The organism is Streptomyces sp. NBC_01077, from assembly GCF_045162855.1.
Lineage (GTDB): Bacteria > Actinomycetota > Actinomycetes > Streptomycetales > Streptomycetaceae > Streptomyces.
In genome coordinates this window covers 983,610-1,010,079 of the sequence record NZ_CP108669.1, presented here as the reverse complement: position 1 = coordinate 1,010,079, position 26,470 = coordinate 983,610, and the positions used below count along the sequence as shown (strand labels likewise).

The 26,470-nt window shown below is 69.7% G+C and carries 18 protein-coding genes and 5 pseudogenes; 10 read left to right on the top strand and 13 right to left on the bottom strand.

Translation table 11 applies throughout. The features are described 5' to 3' along the window. The first annotated feature begins 2 nt into the window (after positions 1 to 2). From OG462_RS04545 to OG462_RS04520, 6 genes are read left to right on the top strand one after another with little or no spacing between them, the layout of a single operon-like run. On the top strand, positions 3 to 1,400 hold the full coding sequence (locus OG462_RS04545; protein WP_406054657.1) for a glycoside hydrolase family 30 protein: 1,398 nt from the start codon (positions 3 to 5) through the stop codon (positions 1,398 to 1,400). A 32-nt stretch (positions 1,401 to 1,432) separates the two neighbouring features. Further along, positions 1,433 to 2,467: an endo-1,4-beta-xylanase gene (locus OG462_RS04540; protein WP_406054655.1), complete on the top strand. Its 1,035-nt coding sequence runs from the start codon at positions 1,433 to 1,435 to the stop codon at positions 2,465 to 2,467. Then, complete coding sequence (locus tag OG462_RS04535) at positions 2,464 to 3,510, top strand: Gfo/Idh/MocA family protein (RefSeq protein WP_406054653.1); 1,047 nt, start codon at positions 2,464 to 2,466, stop codon at positions 3,508 to 3,510. Before OG462_RS04540 ends, OG462_RS04535 begins: the two co-directional genes overlap by 4 nt. Next, entirely contained in the window at positions 3,507 to 4,385 is an 879-nt protein-coding gene (locus OG462_RS04530; protein WP_406054651.1) for a PmoA family protein, read from the top strand. The genes OG462_RS04535 and OG462_RS04530 overlap by 4 nt, the downstream gene beginning before the upstream one ends. Further along, a complete protein-coding gene (locus tag OG462_RS04525) occupies positions 4,382 to 5,125 on the top strand; it encodes a cupin domain-containing protein (RefSeq protein WP_406066365.1) in 744 nt (247 codons plus the stop codon). The genes OG462_RS04530 and OG462_RS04525 overlap by 4 nt, the downstream gene beginning before the upstream one ends. After that, on the top strand, positions 5,125 to 6,603 hold the full coding sequence (locus OG462_RS04520; RefSeq protein ID WP_406054649.1) for a non-reducing end alpha-L-arabinofuranosidase family hydrolase: 1,479 nt from the start codon (positions 5,125 to 5,127) through the stop codon (positions 6,601 to 6,603). Before OG462_RS04525 ends, OG462_RS04520 begins: the two co-directional genes overlap by 1 nt. Here the strand turns inward: OG462_RS04520 and OG462_RS04515 are convergent. After that, positions 6,570 to 6,743: a hypothetical protein gene (locus tag OG462_RS04515; RefSeq protein WP_406066364.1), complete on the bottom strand. Its 174-nt coding sequence runs from the start codon at positions 6,741 to 6,743 to the stop codon at positions 6,570 to 6,572. The genes OG462_RS04520 and OG462_RS04515 overlap by 34 nt on opposite strands. A 383-nt stretch (positions 6,744 to 7,126) precedes the next feature. Next, positions 7,127 to 8,257 carry a hypothetical protein gene (locus OG462_RS04510; protein ID WP_406054647.1) on the bottom strand — a complete coding sequence of 377 codons (1,131 nt, stop codon included), beginning with the start codon at positions 8,255 to 8,257 and terminating at the stop codon, positions 7,127 to 7,129. Between the two features lie 449 nt (positions 8,258 to 8,706). Between OG462_RS04510 and OG462_RS04505 the strand changes: the two genes are divergently transcribed. After that, positions 8,707 to 9,099: a hypothetical protein gene (locus tag OG462_RS04505; RefSeq protein ID WP_406054645.1), complete on the top strand. Its 393-nt coding sequence runs from the start codon at positions 8,707 to 8,709 to the stop codon at positions 9,097 to 9,099. A 186-nt stretch (positions 9,100 to 9,285) separates the two neighbouring features. Here the strand turns inward: OG462_RS04505 and OG462_RS04500 are convergent, their stop codons facing one another. After that, a complete protein-coding gene (locus tag OG462_RS04500) occupies positions 9,286 to 9,558 on the bottom strand; it encodes a DUF6296 family protein (RefSeq protein ID WP_406054643.1) in 273 nt (90 codons plus the stop codon). 357 nt (positions 9,559 to 9,915) lie between these two features. Between OG462_RS04500 and OG462_RS04495 the strand changes: the two are divergent. After that, positions 9,916 to 10,041 (top strand): annotated as a pseudogene (locus OG462_RS04495) (IS5/IS1182 family transposase); the annotation flags it as partial. Here OG462_RS04495 and OG462_RS04490 read toward each other — a convergent pair. The 4 genes and pseudogenes from OG462_RS04490 to OG462_RS04475 all read right to left on the bottom strand — a co-directional run bounded on the left by OG462_RS04490 (position 10,038) and on the right by OG462_RS04475 (position 14,729). After that, positions 10,038 to 11,405, bottom strand: a complete 1,368-nt coding sequence (locus tag OG462_RS04490) for a TerD family protein (protein WP_406054642.1) — start codon at positions 11,403 to 11,405, stop codon at positions 10,038 to 10,040. The pseudogene OG462_RS04495 and the gene OG462_RS04490 sit on opposite strands and share 4 nt — an antisense overlap. Positions 11,406 to 11,594: 189 nt before the next feature. Next, positions 11,595 to 11,876, bottom strand: a pseudogene (locus tag OG462_RS04485) (Tat pathway signal sequence domain protein); the annotation flags it as partial. Between the two features lie 405 nt (positions 11,877 to 12,281). After that, positions 12,282 to 13,511 (bottom strand): chitosanase, encoded by a 1,230-nt coding sequence (locus OG462_RS04480; protein ID WP_406054640.1) that lies wholly within the window; start codon positions 13,509 to 13,511, stop codon positions 12,282 to 12,284. 810 nt (positions 13,512 to 14,321) lie between these two features. Beyond that, a complete protein-coding gene (locus tag OG462_RS04475) occupies positions 14,322 to 14,729 on the bottom strand; it encodes a winged helix-turn-helix transcriptional regulator (protein ID WP_406054638.1) in 408 nt (135 codons plus the stop codon). 139 nt (positions 14,730 to 14,868) lie between these two features. On the opposite strand from OG462_RS04475, the gene OG462_RS04470 reads away from it, so the two are divergent. Beyond that, positions 14,869 to 15,399: an SRPBCC domain-containing protein gene (locus OG462_RS04470; RefSeq protein WP_406054636.1), complete on the top strand. Its 531-nt coding sequence runs from the start codon at positions 14,869 to 14,871 to the stop codon at positions 15,397 to 15,399. 500 nt (positions 15,400 to 15,899) lie between these two features. On the opposite strand, the pseudogene OG462_RS44990 reads toward OG462_RS04470, so the two are convergent. Further along, positions 15,900 to 16,004, bottom strand: a pseudogene (locus OG462_RS44990) (oxidoreductase); the annotation flags it as partial. A gap of 244 nt (positions 16,005 to 16,248) precedes the next feature. Between OG462_RS44990 and OG462_RS04465 the strand changes: the two are divergent. After that, positions 16,249 to 21,891: a glycosyl hydrolase family 18 protein gene (locus OG462_RS04465; protein ID WP_406054634.1), complete on the top strand. Its 5,643-nt coding sequence runs from the start codon at positions 16,249 to 16,251 to the stop codon at positions 21,889 to 21,891. 369 nt (positions 21,892 to 22,260) lie between these two features. On the opposite strand, the pseudogene OG462_RS04460 reads toward OG462_RS04465, so the two are convergent. The 5 genes and pseudogenes from OG462_RS04460 to OG462_RS04440 form a co-directional block, all read right to left on the bottom strand. Then, positions 22,261 to 22,702: pseudogene (locus tag OG462_RS04460) on the bottom strand (IS630 family transposase); the annotation flags it as partial. A gap of 38 nt (positions 22,703 to 22,740) precedes the next feature. Further along, entirely contained in the window at positions 22,741 to 23,436 is a 696-nt protein-coding gene (locus OG462_RS04455; RefSeq protein WP_406054632.1) for a response regulator, read from the bottom strand. A 142-nt stretch (positions 23,437 to 23,578) separates the two neighbouring features. Next, the gene (locus OG462_RS04450) at positions 23,579 to 24,559 is read right to left on the bottom strand and encodes a sensor histidine kinase (RefSeq protein WP_406054630.1); all 981 of its coding nucleotides are present in this window, start codon (positions 24,557 to 24,559) and stop codon (positions 23,579 to 23,581) included. A 391-nt stretch (positions 24,560 to 24,950) separates the two neighbouring features. After that, a pseudogene (locus tag OG462_RS04445) lies at positions 24,951 to 25,217 on the bottom strand (FAD-dependent monooxygenase); the annotation flags it as partial. A gap of 194 nt (positions 25,218 to 25,411) precedes the next feature. Continuing rightward, positions 25,412 to 26,266 (bottom strand): serine protease, encoded by an 855-nt coding sequence (locus OG462_RS04440; RefSeq protein ID WP_406054628.1) that lies wholly within the window; start codon positions 26,264 to 26,266, stop codon positions 25,412 to 25,414. Between the last annotated feature and the right edge of the window lie 204 nt (positions 26,267 to 26,470).

Sequence of the window (26,470 nt, the reverse complement as noted above, 5' to 3'; positions counted from 1 at the left end):
TCGTGAAACGCCTGACCACACTGACAGCCGTTCTGTTGTTAGCGCTCACATCGCAGGCCGCGGCCGATCCCGCGCGACCCGCCGCCGACCCCGCGCGACCTGCCATCGACTTCCATGCCGAACTCCAGCCCATCGACGGATTCGGCTTCTCGATGGCCTTCCAGCGGGCCGACCTGCTGCACGGCGCGCGCGGCCTCAGCCCTGCCAAGCAGCGCGAGGTGCTCGACCTGCTGCTCAGCAGGGACAAGGGCGCGGGCCTGTCGATCCTGCGCCTGGGCATCGGGTCGTCGACCGACAGGGTCTACGACCACATGCCGACGATCCTGCCGGCCGATCCCGGCGGCCCGGACGCCCTCCCGAAGTACGTCTGGGACGGCTGGGACGGCGGCCAGGTCTGGCTCGCCAAGGAGGCCAAGGCGTACGGCGTCGAACGGTTCTTCGCCGACGCCTGGAGCGCGCCGGCCTTCATGAAGACCAACGGCAGCGAGAACGACGGCGGCGAGCTCCTGCCCGAATGGCGTCAGGCCTACGCGAACTACCTCGTCCAGTACGCGAAGTTCTACCAACAGGAAGGCATCGGGATCACCGACCTGGGGTTCACCAACGAACCCGACTGGACGGCGACTTACGCCTCGATGCGCTTCACCCCGCAGCAGGCCGTCGACTTCCTCAAGGTGCTCGGGCCGACCGTACACGCGTCCGGATTGAAGACCGGGGTGGTCTGCTGCGACGCCGCGGGCTGGGACCGACAGGTCGCCTTCACCGAGGCCATCGAGGCGGACCCCGCGGCCGACAAGGCCGCGGGGACCATCACCGGCCACCGCTACAGCGGTCCGACCACGGTCCCGCAGCCGACCGACAAGCACGTGTGGATGTCGGAATGGTCGCCGGACGGCACCACCTGGAACGAGAGCTGGGACGACGGCAGCGGCTACGACGGTCTCACCGTCGCGGCCGACATCCAGAACACCCTGACCGTCGGCAACGCCAACGCCTATGTCTACTGGACCGGCGCGTCCCTCGGCGCGACCCGAGGGCTCATTCAGCTCGCCAACCCCGGTGACGACTACCGGGTGTCCAAGCGGTACTGGGCACTGGCCGCCTTCAGCCGGTTCATCCGCCCCGATGCCGTCCGCGTGCCGGTCACGAACGCCGACCCGGCATTGCAGGTCACGGCCTTCCGCAACACCGACGGCAGCCGCGCGATCGAGATCCTCAACACCGCGACCACCGAAAAGTCCGCCGAGTTCTCCCTTCGCGGCGGTCATGACCGGCACCCCGACGGCTACGTCACCGACGAGACCCGCTCGATCACCCCGGCCGACATCGTCTCCATGCGCGGCACGACCCTCACGGCGAAGCTCGCCCCGCGCGCGCTCACCACGATCGTCCTCGACTGAACCGCCAAGGAACCGAGGAGTCCGTCATGTTCATGTCCCGGAATCTCATCGCCCTGTCCGCCGCCGTCTGCCTCGCGGCCGGCCTCGCCGCCGCGCCGGCGGCGGCCGAGCCCCGCCCCAGGACGCTCGGCGAACTGGCCAAGAAGCACCACAAGTACTTCGGCTCCGCCACCGACAACCCCGAGTTCACCGACGCCGCCTATCTGAAGCTCCTCGGCAGCGAATTCGGGCAGACCACCCCCGGCAACGCCATGAAGTGGTACGCCACCGAACCCGAGCGCGGCGTCTTCGACTTCACCGCCGCCGACGAGGTCGTGGCCTTCGCCAAGGCCCACCACCAGAAGGTCCGCGGCCACACCCTCGTCTGGCACAACCAGCTCCCCGCCTGGCTCACAGAGGGCACCTGGAGCGCCGCCGAGCTGCGGGCCATCCTCAAGAACCACATCCAGACGGAAGTCCGGCACTTCAAGGGCCAGGTGATCCACTGGGACGTCGTCAACGAGGCCTTCAACGAGGACGGCACCTACCGCGAGTCGCTCTTCTACAAGGTGCTGGGCCCCGGCTACATCGCCGACGCCCTGCGCTGGGCCCACGAGGCCGACCGGCACGCCAAGCTGTACCTCAACGACTACAACGTCGACGGGATCGGCCCCAAGAGCGACGCCTATTACACCCTGATCAAGCAGTTGAAGGCCGATGGCGTCCCGGTGGAGGGCTTCGGCATCCAGGGCCATCTGGCGCTCCAGTACGGCTTCCCCACCGACGTCCAGCAGAACATGCAGCGCTTCGCCGACCTCGGGGTCGAGGTCGCGGTCACCGAGCTCGACATCCGGATGAACCTCCCCGCGACCCCGGAGCAGCTCACCACCCAGGCCACCTGGTACGCGGACTACGTCAAGGCCTGCCTGACGGTGGAGAAGTGCGTCGGCATCACCATCTGGGACTACACGGACAAGTACTCGTGGATCCCCTCCGTCTTCCCCGGTGAGGGCGCCGCGCTGCCCTACGACGAGAACCTGCGGCCCAAGCCCGCCTACCACTCGATCAAGGAGGTGCTGGGCGGATGATCAGAACGGCGATCGTCGGAACCGGCGGGATCGCGGGCATCTGCCACGTTCCCGCCCTCCGGGCCCAGGCACACCGGGCCGTGATCGTGGCCGCCGTAGACGTGGACGCCGCGCGCGCCGAGGCGTTCGCGGCCGAACACGGCATTCCCGCGGTCTACACCGACCTGCACACCATGCTCGACGAGCAAAGGCCGGACCTCGTGCACCTGTGCACGCCGCCGTTCCTGCACGCCGAACAGGCCGTGGCCTGCCTGGAGTCGGGGTCGTGGGTGTGGTGTGAGAAGCCGGTGGCCCTGTCGCTTGCCGAGCTCGACCGGATCCATGCCGCCGAGGGGCCCGCCGTCGCGGGCGCGGTGTTCCAGCACAGGTACGGCACGGGGGCCCGGTATCTGCGCGACCGGATCGCGGCCGGGACGCTGGGCCGTCCGCTGGTCGCGCAGTGCGTCACGGCGTGGTACCGCGACGACGCCTACTACGACGTGCCGTGGCGCGGCACCTGGCAGAGCGAGGGCGGTGGCCCGACGCTGGGCCACGGCATCCACCAGATGGACCTGATGCTCGCGGTGCTCGGCGAATGGGCCGAGGTACGCGCGATGGCCGGCCGCCTGGAGCGCGACGTGCAGACCGAGGACGTGTCCACGGCCCTGGTCCGGTTCGAGAGCGGAGCCATCGCGACGGTCGTCAACAGCGTCCTCTCCCCACGCGAGGAGAGCTACCTGCGGTTCGATCTCACCGAGGCCACGGTCGAGCTGCGCCATCTGTACGGCTACTCCAACGCGGACTGGACGTTCACCGCCAGGTCGTCCAGCGCGAAGTGGGAGCCGCCGGACGACCTGCCCAGCTCGCACACCGCTCAGCTCGCGGACTTCCTGGACGGCTACGAGGCGGGGACCCGGCCCGACCTCGGCAGGCCCACCATGGAACTGGTCACCGCCTTGTACAAGGCCGCGATCACCGGCCTGCCGGTCCGGCGCGGGGAGATCACCGCGGCCGACCCGTTCTACGGCTCGCTCAACGGAGGGCTCCCGGAGGTGTTCCGATGACCTTCGAACCGCTCGAGAACTTCGAACTCCTCGAGAACAAGGACTCGTTGAGCGTCCGAACGCGCGGCGTCGACCTCTTCCGGTACGTGCACCGGCCGGTCATGGACCCCTTCGAGGCGCCGAAGCCCTACCTGCATCCGGTGCGCACGCTCGCCGGGGACGTCGTCACCGGATACCGGCCGCACGACCACCGCTGGCACAAGGGCCTCCAGATCACGGCGTCGTGGGTGTCGGGGCAGAACTTCTGGGGCGGCGGCACCTACCTGCGCGGCCGGGGCTATGTGGACCTGCCGAACCTCGGCACGATGCGCAGCCTCGCCGTATCAGCCGAAACGGGCCACGGCCGGGCCGTCATCACCGAGGACCTGGCCTGGCACACGATGGCGGGGGAGCACTGGATCGACGAGCGCCGCACGCTGACCGCCCGTGACGTCGAGACTGATTCCTGGACCCTGGAGGTCACCACCGCGCTGACCAACGTCCACGACACCGAGCTGACGTTCGGAAGCCCCGGCACTCAGGGCAGGGAGCTCGCCGGATACTCCGGGCTGTTCTGGCGGGGTCCGCGCGACTTCACCGGCGGCGACGTGATCGGCCCCGCGATGGGCGAACAGGGCGACTGGCTGGCCTTCGTCGGCACGCACGACGAAGTCGACCGCTCCTCCACGCTCCTGTTCCTGGACGATCCGGACGCCCCCTGCCACTGGTTCGTCCGCAGTGAGCCCATCCCCGCCGTCAACCCGTCCCTGGCGTTCGACAAGGAACTGCCGCTGGCCCCGGGCGAAACCCTGTCGCGCCGCTACCGGATCGTCGTGGCCGACGGTGCGTGGACCTTCGGGCACCTGTCCCGCCACCTCGCGGAACACCCGTGGTGAGCCCGCTCCCCGGCGGCGTGGGGATCTCCGGGGTGACCGTGTACGACTGGGAGGCCGCCGACGGACTGTGCGGCGGCACACCCCACATGCACCTCGTCTGCTCCGAGGCCTACGTCGTCATCGGCGGCGCGGGCAGCGTCCAGACCCTCACCACCTCAGGCTTCGCCGATACCCCGCTGCACCCCGGCGACGTCGTCTGGTTCACTCCCGGCACGATCCACCGCCTCGTCAACGCCGGCGGTCTGCGCCTCGTGGTGCTCATGCAGAACAGCGGACTCCCCGAGGCGGGTGACGCCGTCTTCACCTTCCCCGCTCCCGTGCTGGCCGATCCCCACGCCTACCGGGCGGCGGCCGCCCTGACCGGCGACCGGGCCGCGGCGGCGCGCCACCGCCGCGACCTGGCAATCGAGGGTTTCCTGGCCCTGCGCGAAGGCGGGCTCACGGAGTTCCACAGCGCGGCCCACCGCCTGAAAAGTGAGCTCCTTGACGACTGGCGGATCCGCTGGCGTGACGGCCCACTGGCCGCGGCCGTCGAGACCGGCCGTCAGCTGGAACGGCTGAAGGCCGGAGATCTCTCTCACCTCGACCACGGCGCAGTGTCGCGACTCGCGCGCCCGGAGGGCCGACTCTTCGGCATGTGCGGCCGCCTTCACACCTATCCCGTCCCCGAGCACCTGACGCGGCCGCTGTGCGGTTCGTCGGAGTCACCTCACCCCCACCCCCCGAAGGAGCTCTTCTGATGCGGTCCCGCCATCCGTCCCCGTACCACCCGAAACGCCTGCTCGCCGTCCTCGCGCCCCTGCTGCTCCTGGCCACCTTCTTCAGTGCCCAGCCCGCCGGCGCGGCGACGACCATCGACACCAACGCCTCGTACGTGCTGGTCAACCGCAACAGCGGCAAGGCCCTGGACGTCTACAACCTGGAGACCAGCGACGGCGCCCGCATCACCCAGTGGACCAGGAACGATCAGAGCCAGCAGCAGTGGCAGTTCGTCGACTCCGGCGGCGGCTACTACCGCATCAAGTCCCGCCACTCCGGCAAGGTGCTGGACGTCCAGGGCGGGTCCGCCGCCAACGGTGCCGCGATCGTCCAGTGGGCCGACGCGAACGGCACCAACCAGCAGTGGCGGCTGGCCGAGAGCTCGGACGGCCACGTGAGGTTCATCGCGCGCCACAGCAACAAGGCCCTCGAAGTGCAGGGCGCCTCCACCGCCGACAACGCGAACATCGTCCAGTACGACGACTGGGGCGGCAGCAACCAGCAGTGGCAGCTCGTCATGCTCGGTGCCGGCACCCCGGGCCAGTGCGCTCTTCCGTCGACGTACCGATGGTCGTCGACGGGCGCGCTGGCGCAGCCCAAGTCGGGCTGGGCCTCGCTGAAGGACTTCACCGTCGCCCCCTACAACGGCCGGCATCTCGTCTATGCGACGACGCACGGCGCCGCGGGAACGGGAGCGGGCTGGGGTTCGATGAACTTCGGCCTGTTCGGAAACTGGTCGGAGATGGCATCGGCCGGCCAGAACACGATGTCGAGTTCGGTCGTCGCGCCCACGCTCTTCTACTTCGCGCCGAAGAACATCTGGGTGCTCGCCTACCAGTGGGGCAGGACCGCCTTCTCCTACCGGACGTCGAGCGACCCCAGCAACCCGAACGGCTGGTCGGCGGAGCAGGAGCTCTTCTCCGGAAGCATCACCGACTCCGGGACGGGACCCATCGACCAGACGCTCATCGCCGACGGCACGAACATGTACCTGTTCTTCGCCGGTGACAACGGCAAGATCTACCGGGCCAGCATGCCGATCGGGAACTTCCCGGGCAGTTTCGGCTCGACCTACACAACGATCATGAGCGACACGACGAACAACCTGTTCGAAGCCCCGCAGGTCTACAAGCTCCAGGGCCAGAACCGCTACCTCATGCTCGTCGAGGCGATCGGCTCGCAGGGCCGTTACTTCCGCTCGTTCACGGCCACGAGTCTGAACGGATCATGGACGCCCCAGGCCGCGACCGAGAGCAACCCGTTCGCCGGCAAGGCCAACAGCGGCGCCACCTGGACCAACGACATCAGCCATGGCGAACTGATCCGCGCCAGTGCCGATCAGACCTTCACCGTCGATCCCTGCAGCCTGCAGTTCCTCTACCAGGGACGCGACCCCGACTCCGGTGGCGACTACGGCCAGTGGCCCTACCGGCCGGGCCTGCTGACACTGCAGCGCTGACGATGTGACACGGGTCCGGCTCCGGAGTGAGGCGCACGTAGACGGGGATTCGGGACAGGGGGGGCGGGGGCCGGCAGCTCCTGTCCCCCGGCGTGCAGGCTCCCGGTGGCTGCGTCGATCCAGGCGGTGCCACCGGGCAGGTGGACCGGGCGTTCCCGGGCGCCGGCCTGCGTGACCGGTGCGACGACCAGGTCCGGGACGGCTCACTGCCGCTGGAGCCAAGGCTAATGGTGCGGTGTCACCGCTGATCCCCGTGCGGTTCGCGGGGCACAACCCGCGACGGGCGTTGGACGGGGTGCTGGACAAGGTTTGCACCGGCTGTCGCTGGTCACAGCCGCCTCGGCTGCACGGGCACTATCGCGCAGCGGCGTGCTCGTGCTCGCAGGCGTCGTCGATGTCGTACGTTTCCCGCTTTGATCCTGCCGGTCTCGGCGGTGAAGCTCGCCCGCCACGAATGACGGTGCCGAGGTATCGGTGATCAGCATCGCCGGCCCGCAGCCGTCACGTGAGAGTCCTGCCGAGATCAGCCTTCCAGCCCGTGGAGACCCCAGACGTGGAGGACGTCATGGGTCTCGGAGAGTGTCGACCAGACACCGCTTCCCAGCGCGGTCGGCTCGCAGGAGACCGGCGAGGGGTAGTCGATCGGCGTGAAACCGTGCGTTCCCGTGGTGTCGACCAGCCAGTGCCGGCCCTGCCCCCATTCCTCGTCGCTCTCGGCAGTCGAGGCGACAAGGGTCGTCTCGTCGAGAAAGCCGCCGGCCCAGTCCCAACAGACGTACAGGTTGTCCTCATCGGTGTCGGGATCGGTGGGAGCGCCAGGGTGCCGGGGAATTGCTGCTTCGGCGTTCCAGTCCAGCGCCTCGACGACGGTGCCGCGAGAGTCTCGTACGGCGAGGGAGTCCTGGTCGTGGGAGACGGTCATGAGCCGGTCGCCCGAGGGGCTGAGGCCCAGTAGGCACAGGTCGCCGTCCAGGCAGTCCACGGTCAGTTCTTTCCCGTCCCACCGGCCCCATCGCAGGGGTGCGCCGTCCTGTCCTTCGCCGATGCTCAGCCCCATCTGATCAGGATCGGTCGGGTGGGGAAGGTGAAAGCTGCCGGCCGCTGCGGCTTCGGCGTCGGCCCGCGCGAGCACGCGACCGTCCTCGGCGTCGATGACCAGCCACTCGTCGGCCGTGTCCGGGTTCAACTCGCCCTCGGACAACGGGCCGCGTACGTGCGCCCAGACGAGCCTGCCGTCTGCCGAGAATCCGACTGAGCCGCTCTCGGGGTACCGGTGGTCCTGCCGGTCCGCGTACTCGTCGTACGACTCGTGCATCTCCCGGCATGCGCCGTACCAGCATCCGTGGCGGACCTCCCAGCGCGTCGCACCCGACGGCTCCACCGCGCGCACGGCATGGACCCCGGCGAAGACGGCCAGACTCGCGTCCGGCGCCACTTCCCACGTTCCGTGACGACGGGGCCAAGGCGCGGGGAAGCGGACGCCCGCCCCAGCGCGTGCGACGAAGGCGTCGTCCAGGGGCTGGGCCACGATCTCGTCGTCACTCCGCTGGACGAGCATCCTGCGCCCGGGCAGCCCCGTGATCTCCGGCGGACCGGCCTGTGACGAGGGCACGAGAGCGGGGACGGTGGCACGGAGCCAAGCACGAGCGGACACGCGAATCTCCCAAGGCAGTCGAAACTCGGGGAAGAGTACGACGCGCCTCGGACATCGGCCGTGCAGTGCGTAGTTCGCCTACGAGCGGCCATGCGACTGCACCCGTGACCTCCCGGCGACCGTGAGACCGGGTCAGGGGCCGAGGCTGCCTTGGTGAGGAGGCCATCCATCGCGCTCGGTCACACGCCGGGATGTGTCGGAGAGCGACAACTGTCACCTGGGCAGGACATCTGTAGCCACTGCGGCCAGGAGCGATGGCCGCTGCGGGGTCCGCGCTGTCCTGTCGCAGTGCAGCCGGCGGATTCTCACTCGGTCTCGTCTCCGAGCTGCCAGACTTTCACTGGATCGCGGTCGACCGCCAGTTCATCTTGTCGAACCCCGGTCGACCCGGCGCTACCAGTCACTTGGGCCGCCCATGGACGTATCCGGGCAGGGATTACGGTGACGAGGTGGCGGAGACGCTGCCCGCTGATGTGGCCCTTGTGTTGGACGCAGTTCTCGGCGAGGACGATCCGGTCCACCTCGCACCTCGCCGGCAGGTGCCGCACATCCGCGTGCGAGGCCGCTGCACGTGTGGCTGTGACACCGCGTACTTCGATCTCGACAGACACGCGGTGGAGCCGGCGCCATCTGGCCCAGGCACTGTGGTGGCGGCCGAGGTCCCGATCTTCATGGAAGACGGAGAGTGCCCCGGCGAAGTCCTGGTCTTCACACAGGGCGGCTACCTCTCGTGGTTGGAGGTCTGCTCTTGGAGCGATGAGACTGAGGTATCGCTGGCTACCGCCGAACGGTCGTTGCGCCTCGGATGCCAGCCTTCGGACAAGGCTGAGGCGACCAAGTGAAGACCTCTCCCTCCTCGAACTCCGGCCAGCGCAAGTAGACACGGTCCCGTCCCACGAGGGCGGCGAATCCGGGCTGACCACGCTGGGCATCCCTCTTCGCGCGGAGGCTGGACAGCGGGGATCGTGAGGCGCCCCTATCCGTACGTGAGCGCGCTCGCCGGGTAGATCGGTCGGGTCGGGTACCGGTCAGGCCGCGGAGGTGGAGGGGCCGGCGGGATCTTTCGGATCGGCGTCGGTGAGGCGGCGGGCCAGGACGTGCTGGGTTGGAGCCTGGTGTCCGCCTGAGGCGAGGATGCGTACCTCGTCCCGGTCGCTGATCTCCGCCCGGATGATGCCGGAGGGGGCGGTGTAGACCGGATGGCCGCCGGGCCCCTTGGAAGAGGTGCGTTCGACGTTCACGACGTCCTGGGCCGAACCCGTGTCGTCGGAGAAGACCAGCTCGTATCGGAGTGGGCTCATTCGGCCCATTTTACGCCGCAGGCCCGGCTACGCCTCCGGCCGACCAGCCGAGAACCCGCTGGTTAGGGTGGTGCGAGGCCGCGCCGCCGCACCAGGGTCGGGCGCGAGGCCGGGCCGACTGTCGACCAAAGGGTCCCGGGCGACCGACCGCTCCCACTCCGCATCGTCCGGCCCACGGCCGCCTGCCCCGGAAATCCCGCATCACATGAGTACCGACATCGCTCCCCGCGGCCGGCCCGGAGACGTATCGGCAGTGCACGTCGGGGAGTGGTGGCATCCATTCCCGCGGGTTCTGGTGGGCCTTCGATCTCTTCGGCCCGGCGGTCACCGCGACGAGGGAGGTCGCGGAGTCCTGGTCAGTTCCGCGCGATCGCCACCCGCTTCGACGAACTCGCCGCCCGCTACAGGGCTGGAGCCCACCTTGCCGCACTCACCCTCCGGCTCCGCGAACCCCTCCAAGATCCTCTGTCGGACAAGACCTAGCGACGCCATGCCCTTCGCGCCCCTCGGGACGGCTCGCTCGGGTCAGCCGGATCGAGGGTGAGTTCCCACTGGTGCCTGCTCTTGTCGATGGTGACCACGATGGGCCCGCTGGGCAGGGCGACCTTCTCCCGGACCCGGCGACCGTTCCACTCGTACACGAGCCGCTTGGCAGGGCGCCTCAGGTCACTGGGGGAGTCACCCCAGTGGTAATGCATCTGGAACCAGCCCTTGTGCGGGTCCTCCGCCCGCACCTTCAACTCGGCCGCGGGGCCGGTGCGGACGAAGACTTCCCGGCCGCTGCCCGCGATGGTGCCGAAGTCCAGCGGCAGGGCCGCCGACAGGGGCAGGACCGTGAGCTGCCACGCCCCAGAGTTGCGCACCTTCAGAGTGAGCGGCCCGCCCTTGCGGTTGGGCACCATCAGGGTTCGGCCGTAGTGATCAGGCAGGTCCGACAGGAAGACATCGTCCTCGCGGCCGGGAATCTTGACGGAGATGAAGTCGTACTCCTCCGTCCGTGCCTCCAGGATCACCGGCTCCCCGTTGGGCGGAAACGGAAGGTCCACAATGACCGTCTTGGCACCCTTGCCGCGATAGACGCGCGGCTCGAACGCGAAGAAGCCGGCCGCCCAGGACGGGGGCTCGAAGGATGTGCCGGCGGCGGGCGTCCCGGCGGCGTACGCGGGCACGAACCCGGCAGGCGCAGAAACAGGCGACATGGGTGAGGTGGGGTACGTCGCGGAATCGCTCGCCGAGCCGGGCCCCGACGACACCTGGTCCGCCGCGTACACATCAGGCCCGGGCACCGACGGCGCCCCGGGAGCCACCACGCCGGAGCCCGTCTTGCCCACCCCGGCGAGCGGCACCGGGCCGGACACGGAGGGCACAGCCGGCGACGCCGAGGGGACCACCAGCGCCGGCGGTGACACCGCCGTCACCGCCCCCGCGCCCCCTACGTCCTGCGTCAGGCCCGCGAGCCCGTCCTCGTAGCCCTGCCCCACCGCGCGGAACCGCCATGCCCCATCGCGCCGGTACAGCTCACCTAGCACGAAGGCGGTCTCGGTGGTGGCGTCCGTGACCGCGTACTGCGCGACGATGGTTCCGTCGAACGTGCTCAACTGGGCGTAGAGACCGCGGACCTGTCCGAAGGTCCCGTCGGCGCAGGATCCGACTATCAGTACCCGCTGGAGGTCGGGTTCGACGCGTAGCAGGTCCAACTCCAGCCATTCGGCGAGCTGACCGGCGCCCTGTCCCGTGCCGACGTGCCGAACGGCGCCCGAGGGGTGGACGGGCCGGTCGTGGAAGACGATGTCGGCCTCGCCGCGCACCGCTCCGGCCGCGTCGAGCAGAAGGGCCGCGGCTGACACGGTCGGCGCACCTGGCGCCGACTGTCGGCCCACGGCAACCCGCAGAGGGACGGCGGGGACGGGCGCGTTCGCACCCTTGATCATGTGCGTCATACGGCACATGGTGACAGTGGAGCAGACACCTGGAGAAGATCTCTGGCGCGGAACACGCCACTCCAACAGGGAACTTCGTCAAGCTCAGGCGGATCGCGGTTCGAGGTTGGTACGGCCGACCAGGACGTCCCCGGCGATGACCTTGTGCTCGATGGTCTGCACGCCGTCGACCCTGCGCAGCGAGGTCACGGTGATCGGGGAGGAGCCCGTGCCCGGCTGTTTGGTCTGGATGAGGTGCGTGAAGCTGGTCGTCGCCATCAGCGAACCGGGGATGTACATCGAGTAGGTCACCCGCCAGGTCTCCCCGAGCTTCCACTGGAGGGAGGAGGACGAGATCCGGTTTCCGGTGGCCTCGTGGCGCTGCCGGCCGGTGGAGGTGGAGGGGAGGCCCGGACCGAGCAGCCCCAGGGCCAGTGCGGCCAGAAGAGCGGCCATCGAACGCCGGCGTGTCATGTGTCGTCCTTCAGCGAGATCGTCTGGTAAGGGGCCACGCGGTGCGGCGTGAGACGCACTTGTCCTCCTCGGGCAGGGGCGGTCTCGTCACCTCGGCTCCGGGGATGAGGGACGGAGCAGGGTGCGGGTTCGGCCGGTGGCGCGCAACGTCCCTTGAGGGGCAAGGAAGTTCCGTACCTGGAGCGCGGTGCGCCGCCCGGCGGCCGCCGCAGCGGCGTGCCTGCCGCAGGTCCCCGGTGTGCCGGGTTGTGCGGGCCGGGCCGCCGGGCGGCCGTGAGCGCCCGGGGCGGCGGAGGGCGCCCCGGGCGGACAAGAGGTGGCGCGTCGCCGTCATGCGGTGATGGAGAAGGACTCCCCGTAGACGCTCCAGTACAGCGGGGTGTTGAGGTAGAGGTTGCCCTCGTTGAGGAACCTGCGCTGCGCGGTGCTGACCCGTGTGGTGTCGCTGTGCGCCTCCTCCTTGCGCATCTCCGCCTCGCGCTCGTCGAGGAAGGCGTTCAGGAACGTGACCTCGTTGCCGCCCTGGGACGGCAGCTTTGCCCGGGAGACGGCTCGCGAGCGGATGGCGCGGAAGCCGTCCTCGCCGTGCATGACAGCGGCGTCGTAGTAGGCGAACTGGCCGAGTGTCTTCAGGCCGTCCGTCTTGGCCTGGCCGACGGCCGGCTTGAAGTAGACACGGTCGCGCTCCTCCTCCTGGGTCTGGCGGAAGACGGCGTCCTGGGCAGCGGTGCGCCATGCGTTCTCGAAGGACGTGCCCAACCCGTTGTGCGAATCAGTGCCGTTGACCTTGCGCAGCGCCGGCAGATAGGGGGCCAGCGGGTTGCTGGGCTTCTTCTGGGTGTAGCGCTCGACGAGGTCGAGCATGTCGCCGGTGCCGGAGCAGAAGCCGATGATGCCCGCGGTGTAGCCACGGCCGTCATCGATGTCCTCGATATAAGCGAACTGCGCACGCCAGTCCAGGGAGGAGTTCTCGAAGGAGGACACCAGTTTCATGGCGATCTCCTTCTTGTACGGGTCGTCCAGGGGCACGGTGGTGGACGGAGGGGGCGTGGTGGGGCTGGGGCTCGTGGTCGAACCGCCATAGACCCCGATCTCGTAGAGGGAGTAGCCGTACGCGGTGCCGCGGTGTGTGCCGTAGACGCGCAGGTAGCGTCCGGAGCCGCTGACGGCGAAGTCGTCGGTGGCGCCGTCGCCGGTGGTGGTGCTGTAGACCTGCCGCCAGGTGGAGCCGTCGTCGGACAGCTCGACACGGTAGGACTTCGCGTACGCCGCCTCCCACTTGAGCGTGACTCGGCCGACGTCGGTCACCGAACCCAGGTCGATCCGGATCCACTGGTTGTCGACGCCCTCGACGCTCGCCCAACGCGTGGAGGTGGAGCCGTCGACGGCCTTGGCGGGCTCGAGACCGGTGCCCTCCACGGAGGAGGCCGTGACGGTCTTGCCGAGGGCGAGGTTCGTATCGGCGGCGGACGCGGGTGTGAGCCCGATGAAGCCGGCAGCCAGACCGCCGGCGAGGGTGGTCGCGGCGATCGCCTGCCAGAGCAAGGTATTTCTTCGCATGACTGTGCCCTTTCTGTTCAGGGAGCAGGCCTGGCGGTGGGTGCAGAGGGGGCAATGGTGCGGCGGGGCCCCAGCGTGATGCCGTACACGGGCGGCTCCTTGGCTGAGCTATTAGGAAAGGTTCCTAACAGACCGGCTGGTGCGACAGTAGGACTGTCGTCGCGTCGGGCGCAAGGCCCCTACGGGAAAAGGAAGTTGATGCAGTCGCGCAGGGAGTGCCGGCCCTGACGGAAGCCGCATGTCCTGCCGCGTTGGGCTGCCGCTCACGCTCATCCCGGCCCGGAGCTCGCACCGACTTCCGCGAAGGGCCTGACCGGTGCCGCCTCCGGTCGGCATGTCGCCGCGCCCGGCGGCCTCAGATACCGACGGCGATTCCGGCGGCCCTTCAGCGAGCGCTCATCGTCCACGAGACGACGCCGGACATGCCTCGGCCGTCCCCCTGTCGCTCGACGCCGTGCTCGCGGGCGAGGCGGTCGCGGAAGTCTTCGGCACGATGGCTACGAGGCAGATCGCTCGCGGCCGAGCACGGCCGCCTCGGGCCGCCTTTCGTCTGGAGGCCACCGATGCGGGCGCTTGGCGGACCTACGACCCCGGCGTTCCCGTAGCCGTACCGACCGCCCCCGTAGAACGCTTGCCGCTTCTGCTGTGGGGCGGGCACCACTCGACGGGGGGAGCATGGTCCTGGCGTGGTGACGAGCAAGCCGGCCGCCGGATCCTGAAGGGCCCCTTACCCCCTCATCTCGACGGAGGCCTGTGCGGTCCGGGCCTTGGTGGGTGGCTGAGCAACGGGGCGCCCTCCGGCCCGCCGCTTCACCGTGCCGCGGAATCGCCCGGGTCGAACACGTCGCGGTTCCGGACGATCTCGGCCTGGTGGTCCTGCACCCAGTGCACGACGTGTGTGATGGCGTCGCTCAGTGACCGGCCCAAGGGCGTGAGCTCGTACTCGACCCGAGGCGGTACTTCGACGTAGGCCGTCCGCAGCACCAGGCCGTCACGGGTCAGCAGTCGCAGCGTCTGGCTCAGCATGCGCTGGGACACCCCGGCGATCCGACCGTGGAGCGTCGTGAAGCGCAGCGGCCCGTCGGCGAGGTTGGTGATGACCAGGACGGTCCACTTGTCCCCGACACGGGCAAGGACATCACGTACGAGCTCGATGGTCGACACGCACTCGGGGCTCAGGCCCGCGGCCTCCGCTTGCGCACCTGGCGTGGATCCCATGGGTCGGTTCCCTTCGAGTGCGTAGCTGACTTCGAAGTGCGTGAGGGCGAGGTCTTGATCGCAGTGTCCGCGCCCCCGTTACATACGGATAGTAACCAAGGACGTTCCCCTGTCCCGCCTCCAAGTCTGTGAGGGAAACATGCCTCTTGAACCCGTTGCACCGGCTTCGACCGTTGACGGGACCGTCGATGGCGCGATCCCGAAGGTACGGCACGACACCTTCACCGTGGAGCGGCACCTGGCCGCAGCCCCCGGTACGGTTTTCGGGGCTTTCGCCGACACTCCGGCGCGGCACCGATGGTTCGCGTTGCCAGGCCGCCAGGTCTCCTACGACCACGACTTCACAGTGAACGGCGGTGAGACCGCGTCGAGTGTCTTCACGATCGCGGGCTCTGAGCCGGAACGACTCGCATACGCTTCCCGGTACCTCGACATCGTGCCGGCCTCGAGAATCGTCTACACGTACACGTCCCGCGTGGACGACGTCGTGCGGTGGGCCTCGCTGGTGACCGTCGAACTGCAACCGGTGGACGGCGGCACCCACCTGCGTTGGACCGAGCAAGCGGCCTTTCTGACCCCCTCCGCACGGCCGGAGCACGACCTCCCCCACCTGCGCGGCGCCACCCGCCTGCGGTTGAACGGTCTGCCGGCAGCGTTGCAGCCGACGTGACACCGACCGCTTCGGGAGTGCTGTCGCCCAGCGTCAGGCAGCGGAGCGCCGCGGCCTGCCGATCACGTACCTTCGGTCTCCTTCCATCGATTCGGCGTCCCACCCCGACCGTGAACGCCGCGGCTCCGGCACCTACAGGCCCCACCGTTCGTGGTGCGGGCCGCCGAAGCCGGACCCCCCAGCCACGACGGCCTACGACTGCTCGCGTCGTGGGCCGCCACCCACGAGGCTCCACAGCCGACGATGTGACGCGGGGGCATTCCTGGAAGCGGCTTGGTCTCGGCTCGTCGGAGGCTCTGCGTGACGTAGGTGGGGGTGTGCAGACGGCGTCGTCGCCCAGTTGGCAGAAGCGGGCGGCGTACGAGCCGGTGCCAGCGCCGAGCACCGGGCCGACCGGCACGTCGAAGGCGTTCGGATCGCCGTCGGATGCGACGGCGAGCGGGGGCGGGTGTCCGGCGCTCGCGGCCGTGCAGCTTTGGCCGATCGGGCGGCGTACCGCGATACGGAACGCCGTCGGCGGGGTCGCCGCACAGCGAATACGGGCGCGTGCGGCCGGAAGGCAGCGTCACGTCGATGGGGCAGCCAGGGTGCCAGGCAGGCAACTCGGCCTCGTCCGTGGAGTGGGGCTGGGGGAGAGGATCCCGACGCATGGGTGCATCGCGATCCCGCGGGGCAGCGAGTCCAGGCCCCCCGCCAGCGCACGCAGTTCGATCTTCGAGTATCCGGGACCCGAGTGCCTCGGTGGACTGCGGGGCGTGACGCATTCCTACGCGTTGAACGGACGTTTATTCGTTGTGGAGCACCAGGTGAAACGGTTCGGCGTCCGACGTCACCCGAAGTGAGAGAGCTGTGAGAAGAAGAATCCCGGGCGCCTCGTCGCGCCCCGACCTGCACGGGTTACGCCAACTCGCCCTGCTGGCCGCGCTGTCTGTTCTCGCGGGCCTGCTTGCCCTCGTTCCTGCGGCCGGCCCCGCGCGGGCCGCCGACGGCGGCGGTAAGCGCGTCGTCTCGTGGAACATGAACATGGGCGCGTCGGACAAGTGGCGGGACGAGATACCCCGACTGCTGGCCGGCACGCAAACAGGTCAGCCGGTCGGGGGAGAGCCCCGGCCAGCCAACATCCTGATGCTGCAGGAGCACACCGACCTCGGCGTTCCCAACGGCATGGGCAGCACCGTCGCCGACGTCCGGCAGTTCTTCGCCGCGGGCAACCGCCGGGGATCGGCGGACGGGATCACCCTCAGCATGGTCCCGGACGGCACTCGGTTCAGGGACATCACGACGGCCACGACCGTCGCGCAGGTGAACTTTCGCTGGCAGCCACAAGGTGGCGGGCCGACTTACTACGTGTACATGATCGATGCCGCGAACGATCACCGGGCACGTGTCATCATCACCGACACCGAGGCGACGGCCGTGGATGTGCTCCCGGCCGTGATCCCGCCCGGCGGCCCGACCGACCCGGACGGGCAACTCCTCTGGCGCAGCGCCAACTCCCCCCGTCCTGCATTCGGCATCCAGGTGGAGGGTGTCTGGTACTACACCATCCACGCGGACAACGCAACGTCCCCCGACGCTGCCGGGAGGCGCCGAAACGACGCCAGCGTACTCATCCAGGCGATCACCGCGGCGGTCCCGACCCAGCCAGTCTTCGTCGCCGGAGACTTCAACATCACGCCCCAGCAGTTCCTGGGCAACACCGATTTGGGTGCCGACGAGAGGCTCGTCACGGCGGGGCAGCCCACCTACTTCCCCCGCAACGGCGGGGCGAACCAGGAGTACGACTTCGGTGTGGCCGGTCGGATCGACGCCGACGCCACCGAGCCAGGGGCCCGCGTCATCGGCGACCCGAACCGCCTGGACCATCGCCCTGTGGCCTTCAACATCGTTCCGGTGGCCACGCAGGACGACGCCACCCAGACGGTCAGCACGCTCATGCACCGCAGGGACGGGCAGTACATGGGCGATCGTGACGGCACCGTCGACGAGGGCCAGCTGGATCGCCTCGGCGCCTTCTGGCAGGCGGGAAATTCCACGGTACGGCGTAGTGGTCGGCTCTACCGCCAGTTGCAGGCAGGCGGAGCGGGCGGACGGCGGTGCCTGACGGCCCTGGGCAGCGGACGTGCGACCGAGGCGGCCGGATCGGCCGCGGACTCCCCTGAGATCGCGGTGACGGGCTGCGACAGCGGTACCCCGTCCGACGCGCAGCTGTGGCGCTTCGACGTGAACGGCAACCTCTTCAACATCAGCGACCGGGCCGTGGTGACGGACCATACGGGTCCCCTGCACCTGGGCCCGCCGGGGACGGAGCCGGCCAACGACAGCGACCAGCCGGTCGCTTCTCCCTGGCGCCACTGCGTCTGGGAGAAGAAGGACCATGCTCCGGGCGCTCTGTGGGAGTACGTCCCCCTGCGGTGCGACGACGAGGATCCGCTGCCGCCGGGCGTCAGCCTGCAGGCGCCCGGCTCCGCGGACGTCTTCCAGCAGTCCGAGGGCCGTCCGCTGTTCATCACGAACGTGGCGAACGGCGAGAAGCTGCGGCCGGTCAACAGGGGCTCGGCCTGGGCGCACACCTGGCGGCAGGAGTCCGGGCTCGGCCTGGAGCGCTGGCTGTGGGACACCTCGACCACCCCGGCGCGGCTGATCAACGCCTTTCACCGCAAGGTCCTGCACGGGGACGGCGGCACGAACTGGCAGTGGGCCACCATCGACAACGGCAAAGAGGGTTGGGAGTGGCGCGTCCGCGACTCCGGCGAGCCCGACGGGTCGGCGGTGTTCGAGGCACGCGACGGTGACGCCGTCCTCTGCATGGCGCAGTCCAGCACCAGCGCGAAGCACTGGGTCAGTTTCGACCGGTGCGACGGCGCCGACCCGAAACAGCGTTGGTACGTCACCCTGGCGACCGTTCCGCCGCGGGATCCCGAATCCGGCGGGGACGGCGAGGTGAGCGGACATCTGGAGTCCGCCGTGGACGGCCTGGTCGCCGACGTCGACCAGGCGGACCCGACGCCCGGCACCCGGGTCAAGGCGAAGGAGGGGAAGGACCATCCGGCGCAGACCTGGACGCTGGAGTCGAGCCCGCACGGCTGGCGGATCCGGAGCGCACTGGACGGCGGTCCGGTGCTCGCGCACGAGACGGAGGGGCACGAGGCGGTGCTCGCCGAGGCCACGGACGCCGATCCCGACCAGCGGTGGCAGATCGAGGACGCCGGGGACGGCTGGGCGACGGTGCGCGGCGACGGGCGGTGCCTGACCGCGGCGGGCGCCGATGTCACTTTGCGTCTCGACGCGTGCGAGGCGGACAGCGCCGCGCAGCAGTGGCGCGCTCCGGGTCTTCAGGCGGACCCGGAGTCGACGCCGGAACCGGCGACCGGGTGGCTGAAGGGGCTCGACGACCGGTGTCTGGAGGTCGCGGGCGACGCCGACACCGACGGCACCCCGGTCCGGCTCGGCGGCTGCGCCGCGGGCGCCGCCAGGACCTGGCAGCTCACGGAGTCGGGCACGGTCGAGGCGCTCGGCAAGTGCCTGGACGCCGACCACTCCGGCACGGGGTACCGCACGAAGGTGCAGCTGTGGGTGTGTAACGACAGCCCGGCCCAGAAGTGGGTCCGCACTGCCGACCGGGGGCTGCGGAACGTCAACGCCGGTCTCTGCCTCGATGTGCCGGACTCCGTGTCGGGCGACGGGCGGCAGCTCCAGCTGTGGGGCTGCAACGCCTCGCCCGCCCAGCAGTGGACCGTGACTCCTCCCACAGGGGCGGACCCCAGGCCGGACGGGGACGCGGGCGACCCCTTCGACGCGTCTCCCGAAGACCGGGGCACCAAGCCGCCGGTCTCGGGCGACTGCCGGCCCGAGGGCATGGCGGCCACCGAGGGCGTGGCGACCCGTTACTGCGACGTGTACGACACCGACGGCCGTGAATGGGTGGGCAACGGGCGGACCCGGCGCGTGGTCGGCTACTTCACCGGGTGGCGCACGGGCGCCGGCGGCGACCCGAAGTACCTGGTGTCGAACATCCCGTGGTCGAAGGTGAGCCACATCAACTACGCGTTCGCCCGGGTCGAGGACGACCGGATCAGCATCGGGGACCCGGCCGATCCCAAGAACCCCGCCACCGGCATGACCTGGCCGGGTGAGAAGAACAGGATGGATCCTGCACTGCCCTACCAGGGGCACTTCAATCTGCTGAACGGCTACAAGAAGAAGCATCCCGCCGTGAAGACACTGATCTCGGTCGGCGGCTGGGCGGACACGCGGAACTTCTACGCCATGGCCACGAACGCCGACGGCAGCGTGAACCGCGCGGGGATCGACACGTTTGCCGACTCGGTGACCGCTTTCCTCGACCGGTACGGATTCAACGGCGTCGACATCGACTACGAGTACCCCACTGCCCTGCCCAACACCGGCAACCCCGCCGACTGGGACGTCTCCGACCCGCGCCGCAAGGGCCTCACCGCGGGGTACAACTCGCTGATGAAGACACTGCGGGAGAAGCTGGACCGGGCAGGAGCGGAGAAGGGCCGGTACTACCTCCTCACCTCGGCGGGCTCGGGCTCCGGCTACCTGCTCCGCGGCCTGGACGCCGGACAGGCCCTGCAGTACCAGGACTTCGTCAACGTCATGACGTACGACCTGCACGGCGCGTGGAACAGCTATGTCGGCCCGCAGGCGCCGCTGTACGACGACGGGCGGGACAACGAACTCGCCGCCGCCGGGATCTACGACGACCAAGGGGCGAACACGAAGGACTTCCAGAAGCACGGATACTTCAACGTCGACTGGGCCTACCACTACTACCGCGGGGCGTTGCCCCCGGGCCGTATCAACCTCGGCATCCCGTACTATTCCCGGGGCTGGCGCGACGTCCAGGGCGGCACGGACGGGCTGTGGGGCACCGCCGCCATGCCCGACCAGGCCAACTGCCCGCGCGGCACGGGAGGCAGAGGCCCCGCCAACGCGCAGGCGTGCGGGCGCGGCGCCGTGGGCATCGACAACATCTGGCACGACACGGAGGACGGCCGCGAGGTCGCGTCCGGGTCGAACCCCCTGTGGCACACGAAGAACCTCCAGGCGGGTGTCTCGCCCGGATATCTGCGGTCCTATGGAGTGGACCCCGGCAGCGCCACGGGCCGGCTGACCGGCACCTACGCCGAGCAGTACGGGGACGCGCTGCAGGCATCATGGCTGTGGAACAGTTCGAAGAAGGTGTTCCTGTCCACCGAGAACGAGCGATCCGTCGACGCGAAGGCCAGTTACATCGCCGACCGGGGCATCGGTGGAGCCATGATCTGGGAACTCGCGGGCGACTACACGCTCCGTGCGGGCGGTGAGTGGGGCATGGGGTACGACCTGACCGCCCGTCTCGACCAGGCTCTGAGAGGATCCGCGGCCTATGGGAACGCGAAGGCCGGCGGTAGGGCCCAGCCGCGGGAGGTGATCGACGTGACGGCCGAACTCGTGGACTTCCCCACAGGGGAGAACGACTTCTACCCCGTCCGCCCGAAGCTGCGCATCACCAACAACTCCGGCGTCACCCTCGCCCAGGGCACCGAGATCGCCCTCGACCTGCCCACATCCACCCCGCCCAACATCAAGGACGGCAACTACAAGGCGATCACCACCCTCACCCCCGGCCACACCGGCCCCAACGAGGGTGGTCTGAAAGGCGACTTCCACCGACTCACCTTCACGCTCGGCTACTGCGAGGACCTGCCATCCGGCAGATCCCAGGACATCGACCTCGCCTACTACCTGCCGATCACCGGCCCCGCCAATGTCACGTTCACCATCGGGGGCAGGCAGTACGGCTCCACCGGTGACCGGCGCCGGGAGATCGACGCGGTCAGCCCGTCGGCCCCGACCGCCGGGTCCGCTTGCCAGGCACCCGAATGGAAGCAGGGACAGGTCTACCGCCCGGACGGCGGCCGCCTGTGGCGGATGTACGACAAGGGAGGCAAGGGCTGGATGCTCGAATACGGCGACAGCCCCGCCGGCCGCCCCATGATGGTCGACCATTACCCTGCGGAGAACCGCGCCCACCTCGTCGAGTTGATGGAGGACAACCCGAACCAGTACTGGAGCTTCACTTCGGTGGGCGAGAGCCTGTACAGGGTGAGCAGCGGCGAACTGTGTCTGACCGCCACGAGTGGGCGTCAGGATGTCGCCTCCCAAGGGTGCGACGGGCGCGCCGAGCAGACATGGCAGCTCGTCCCGGTCAACGACGACGGCTCCGAAGCGGCGCCCAGCAGCCCCCGGCACAATGGGCTGTTCAAGCTCCGCTCGCGCACCGGCGGCCACGACCTCGAGGTCTCGGGAGGTTCCACCGACCGCGGCACGCGGCTGCTCAGCGGGGACTTGACCGCTTCCACGGCGGCGTTCGTGACGTACCAGGGTTTCCGCTGGTACGCGCAGTGGTACACGACCGCCGTGCCCGGAACGGCCGAGGCCAACGGTGGGCGGCCCTGGAAGAAGCTCGGCCCGACCTCCTGAGCGATCCGAGGGTGGGTCACGGCACTGCCGCGACCCACCCTCGGCGCGCCCTGGGGTCAGCGGGCCCCGTCGGCTGGACCCGCACCTACGGCAACGCCTGCGAACTGCTGCGCGAAACCGGGGACCAACTCCCTGCCGCGCCCGTCCGTCCCCTCCCAGGAGCATGGCTCTCGGCGGACGGCGCGCGGTGGAATCCGCGCCACCGCCCACTACACGGCCCTATTCGTCGGCCTTGCCGGCCCGGACCTGCCGGCCGCTCTCGATGCCCCCTGCAGGAGCCCTGCTTAGGGTTCTAGTGTCGCATCAGGCAACGGTCACGCCGATCTGGTGCGGGAACGCATCGACGGCGCCACCGGCGTGTAGCGCGGATCAGGCAGCGTTGGCCCTGTCGACGACGGCGCGTAGGCGCCGGTCGTCGGCGTGGTGGTATGGCCAGATGATGTAGCGGCGGATCATGCTGCCCTGCCCCTTGTGGTCGGCGTGCAGGCGATCTCGACGTTGTTCGCCGTGGCCCAGGTGCCGATCGCTGGCACTTGTTCGTGGTCAGGTGCGGGGAGAAGTTGTCACAGATGATGGCGATCCGCACCTCTGCCGAGTGAGGCGTGCGCAGGTAGCGGCAGAACGCCAGGAACCGGGTGCGCCGCTCGATCGGCTTGATGTGGCCGTAGAGCTTGTCCTTGGCCAGGTCCAGGGCGGCGAACAGGTGCCGCACTCCGCCGTAGCGATTGTAGGTCGCCCGGCGCCGCCGGCGTGGTTCACGGTCGGGGTCCTTGTTCTTGTCTCCGCGTTCGGCCCACTGCCGCCCGGAGTGATCATGGCCGGGGCGGCTCGATCACAGGTGAAGCCGGGTCAGGGCCGGCAGACCCCGTGCTCCCGGGCCCAGGCGGCGATGCCGACCCGGTTGCGCACTCCCAGCTTGCGCTGGACGCTCGCGACGTGGTTCTTCACTGTCCCCGTGGCGATGAAGAGCTGCGCCGCGATCTCTGCGTTGGTGCCGCCGCCGGCCAGCAGTGTCACGATCTCCCGCTCACGGTCGGTCAGCGGCTCCGCTCCTTCGTCCAGGTCCGTCGCGGTCGGACCGGCGGTGAGTTCGCGCAGCAGCCGGACCGTGACCTGCGGACTGATCAGGGTGTCCCCTACCGCCGCCGCGCGGACCGCCTCGATCAGCAGGGTCGGACCCGATCGTTTGAGAAGGAAACCCGCGGCGCCGTTTCGGAGCGCGGCGTGCACGTACTCGTCCAGGTCGAACGTGGTCACCACGACCACCCGGAGCGGGGCGGCCACGTCGGGGCGGGCCAGCAGGCGGGTGAGTTCGAGCCCGTCGACGCGCGGCATGCGGATGTCGGCGAGGACCACGTCCGGCCGCAACTGCCGGGCCAGCTCGATCGCGGCGCCGCCGTCCGCGGCCTCGCCGACGACCTGGATGTCCGGTTGGGCGTCGAGGATCATCCGGAAGGCACTGCGGATGCTCTCCTGGTCGTCGGCGAGCAGGACGCGGATCGGACCGGTGCTGGTCGGTGCCGTCGTCGTCGAGGTGTTGCTCATCGGGGCTGGGCCTTTCCGGGGCGGAAGGGGGCGGGGAGGGAGGGACGGCGGGTGCCTCGGCCGCCCGCGAGCGGCAGCTCGGCCGCCAGGTGCCAGCCGCCGCCGGGGCGGGGCCCGGCGGTCAGCGATCCGCCGAGCGAGGTCACCCGCTCGGCCAGGCCGGGCAGCCCCAGCCACCGGCCCGGTCGCCCTGCTGCCGCGACCGGCCGACCGGGGCGCCGTTGCCGACGGCGACGGTGAGTCCGGACGCCGACCGTTCCAGCGTCACGGTCACGTCGGCGTCGGGCGCGTGGCGGCGCACATTGGTCAGCGCCTCCACCACGATCCGGTACCCCGTGCCGGAGACCTCGCGGGCGACCTGGTCGAGCAGGCCCGGGGCGATGGAGAGTTCGATCCGGCCCGCGCTCGACTCGCGGAAGCGCCGGACCAGTTCCGGCACCTCGTCCAGGCCCTTGACCGAGTGTCGGGGATCGCCGTCCCGCTGTTCGTGGAGCATGTGCACGGTGCGGTCCATCGCGGCCAGAGCCCGAAGCCCGGCCTCTTCGACCCGCCGCAGCGCATCGAGCGCGACACCCGGATCGTCCGCCCCGAAAAACCGCCCGGTCTGCGCTTGCGCGACCATTTCGCTGACGTCGTGGGCGACGAAGTCGTGCAGGTCCAGGGCCAGGTCCTGGCGCTGCCGTCGCCGGGCCTCGGCCACCGAGCTGACCCGCCGGGCGTCCAGCACCCGCAAGTACACCCCGCCCGCCACCGCGCCGGTCGCCAGCAGCGACCAGAAGATGCAGGCGCCGACGATGCCACGGACCGAGTCGGTGCTCCAGGCGCGCAGCACCCACAGGGTCACCGCGACGTGGGCCAGCGTTCCGGCCGCGATCGCCTGGGGCGGCGGGGCGTGGCGTGCGGTCGGCACCAGCACGGCGAGCAGGGCGACGGCTTCCAGCGTGCCCACCGTGCCCGGCCCGGGCCCGGCCGCTCCGGACGGATGGGCGACCGTCACGACGAGCGACATCGCGGCGGCGGCTCCGGTCGCCCAGGCGATCAACGGACGCGACCGCGACCGGCCCGCGAAGACGAGCAGCGCCGCCGTGCCGGACAGGACAGCCGGGACCGTGATGATCAACACAACCCCGACGGTACGCGTGCGGGCACCGTGCGCGCCTGTGTCTTTCGGCCTGTCCGCGACCGGCCTGTCCGCGATCTCGGTGCCCAACGGCACATGTCCGCACGGGTGGTGGCCCGACCACGCTTGAGACATGACAGCGTCCCAGTCGGCCCGACCGACCACCGCCCCCACGTCCGAGCGCACGATGCGGGGCTCTGCGAAGCCTAAGTACGTCCCTGGCACCCCCCGTTGGGCCCAGCTCGCCGCGCACGCGGTCCCGCTGGTGGTGCTGCCCTCCAGCATCTGGCGGCTGCTCCTGACCGCTGGAGTGTCCGGGGCCGACCAATCCGCGAACCCGGGCTACCACTCCCGGCTCAGCGACTACCTTTCGGGTGCGGTCACCCGCGGCTGCCTTGACGTGCGGCTTGCGCTCGGCCTCGTAACTGTCCAGGATCGTCTCGGGCAGCTGTCCCCGCAGCACGGCGTCCAGCTTCCAGCACAGGTTGGCCACGTCCCGCACTCCGGCGGCCGTGCCCTGGCCGATCCACGGGGGCATCGCGTGTGCGGCGTCGCCGGCCAGGAAGACCCGGCCCACCCGGAAGCGGGCGGCGCAGCGGACGTGGTGGCTGTACAAGGCGGCCCGCAGGATGTTCTGCATGGCGTGGCTGATGGACCACCGGCGCGAGTTCGAGGTCCTGGTCCGTGATCGGCACGCTGTGACTGTGTGCGTCGTTGGGATCCAGTGTCGCTGCAGGGCACGATCACCCGCATGTGGATGTTCGGTTGAGGAAGGGCAGCGGTGACGCGTCCGCCCGCCCGGTCTCCGAGTGACCGGGCGGGCGGTGCCGTGACGCGCGGTACGGCGTTACCGCGTTACGGCTTCGGCAGGGTGCAGCCCGGTCGGTTCAGGTCGATCACGTTGCCCGCGCCGACGCACGGGACGATCGTGTACGTCTCCTGGGCGTAGTTGATGCCCTGGCGGACGGTCACGGTGCCGTTCTCGTCGATCTCGCACGGGTTGTTCACGGTGCAGCTCTCACCGTTCTCGTTGCCCGTGTTGTTGACGGCGACGACCTTGCCGGTGGTCGTGTCGATGACCGGCGAGCCGGAGGTGCCGCCGATGGTGTTGCAGGAGGAGGTGTAGCGGACCGAGTCCTTCCAGGTCCAGTCGCCCTCCTTCATGCGGTACACGAAGCCGTCGACATTGCAGCTGTAGATCCGCTTCCAGTACCCGGACACCACCGTGATCGACGAACCCTGCGTCGGACGGACGTCGTTGAGGGTGAGGGCGCCTATGCCGTACAGGCTCTGGATCTGCGCGTAGGTCTTGGTCACCTGGTAGATCGAGATGTCCGTGTCGGTCATCGTGCCGTACGCGATCTTGCTGGCGCGCAGCGTCGCGACCTTGGTGCCGGCCGAGTTAAGCAGCGAGAACGAGCGGGTGGAGCGCACGTCCTTGACGACCTCGCCGGCCCCCGGCATGCCGGTCTCCAGACAGTGCCCGTTGGAGAGGACGAGCGCGGGGTCGTTCGGCTGGGAGTTCGGCATGCGGACGAGCGAGCCGGAGCAGTTGCTGAGCGCGACCGTGCCGGCGAAGTCGACGGCGACGGCCGCCGTGGCCCGGTCCTTGGCCGCGGGAGCCTGCGGCGGCGCGGCCGCCATGGCCGGGGCCGCGGCCGCTCCGGTCAGGAGCAGCGCGAGCAGGGCGCCGACGAGAGGCTTCTTCATGTGGGGGTTCCCCTCTGATGACGTGCAACCGAAGATCCTCCGGTTGTCATGTGCATTCTTGGAAGCTCTACATCAACCCACAAGAGGGCGTACGGAAATGAGTCACCGTCACATCGCCCCACCCGTCAGGTGCCCAGAGCCTCGACATGCCCGTGGTCGACCAGAACTCCCGGCACCGACGCCCCACCGGCCTGATCGCCCTCG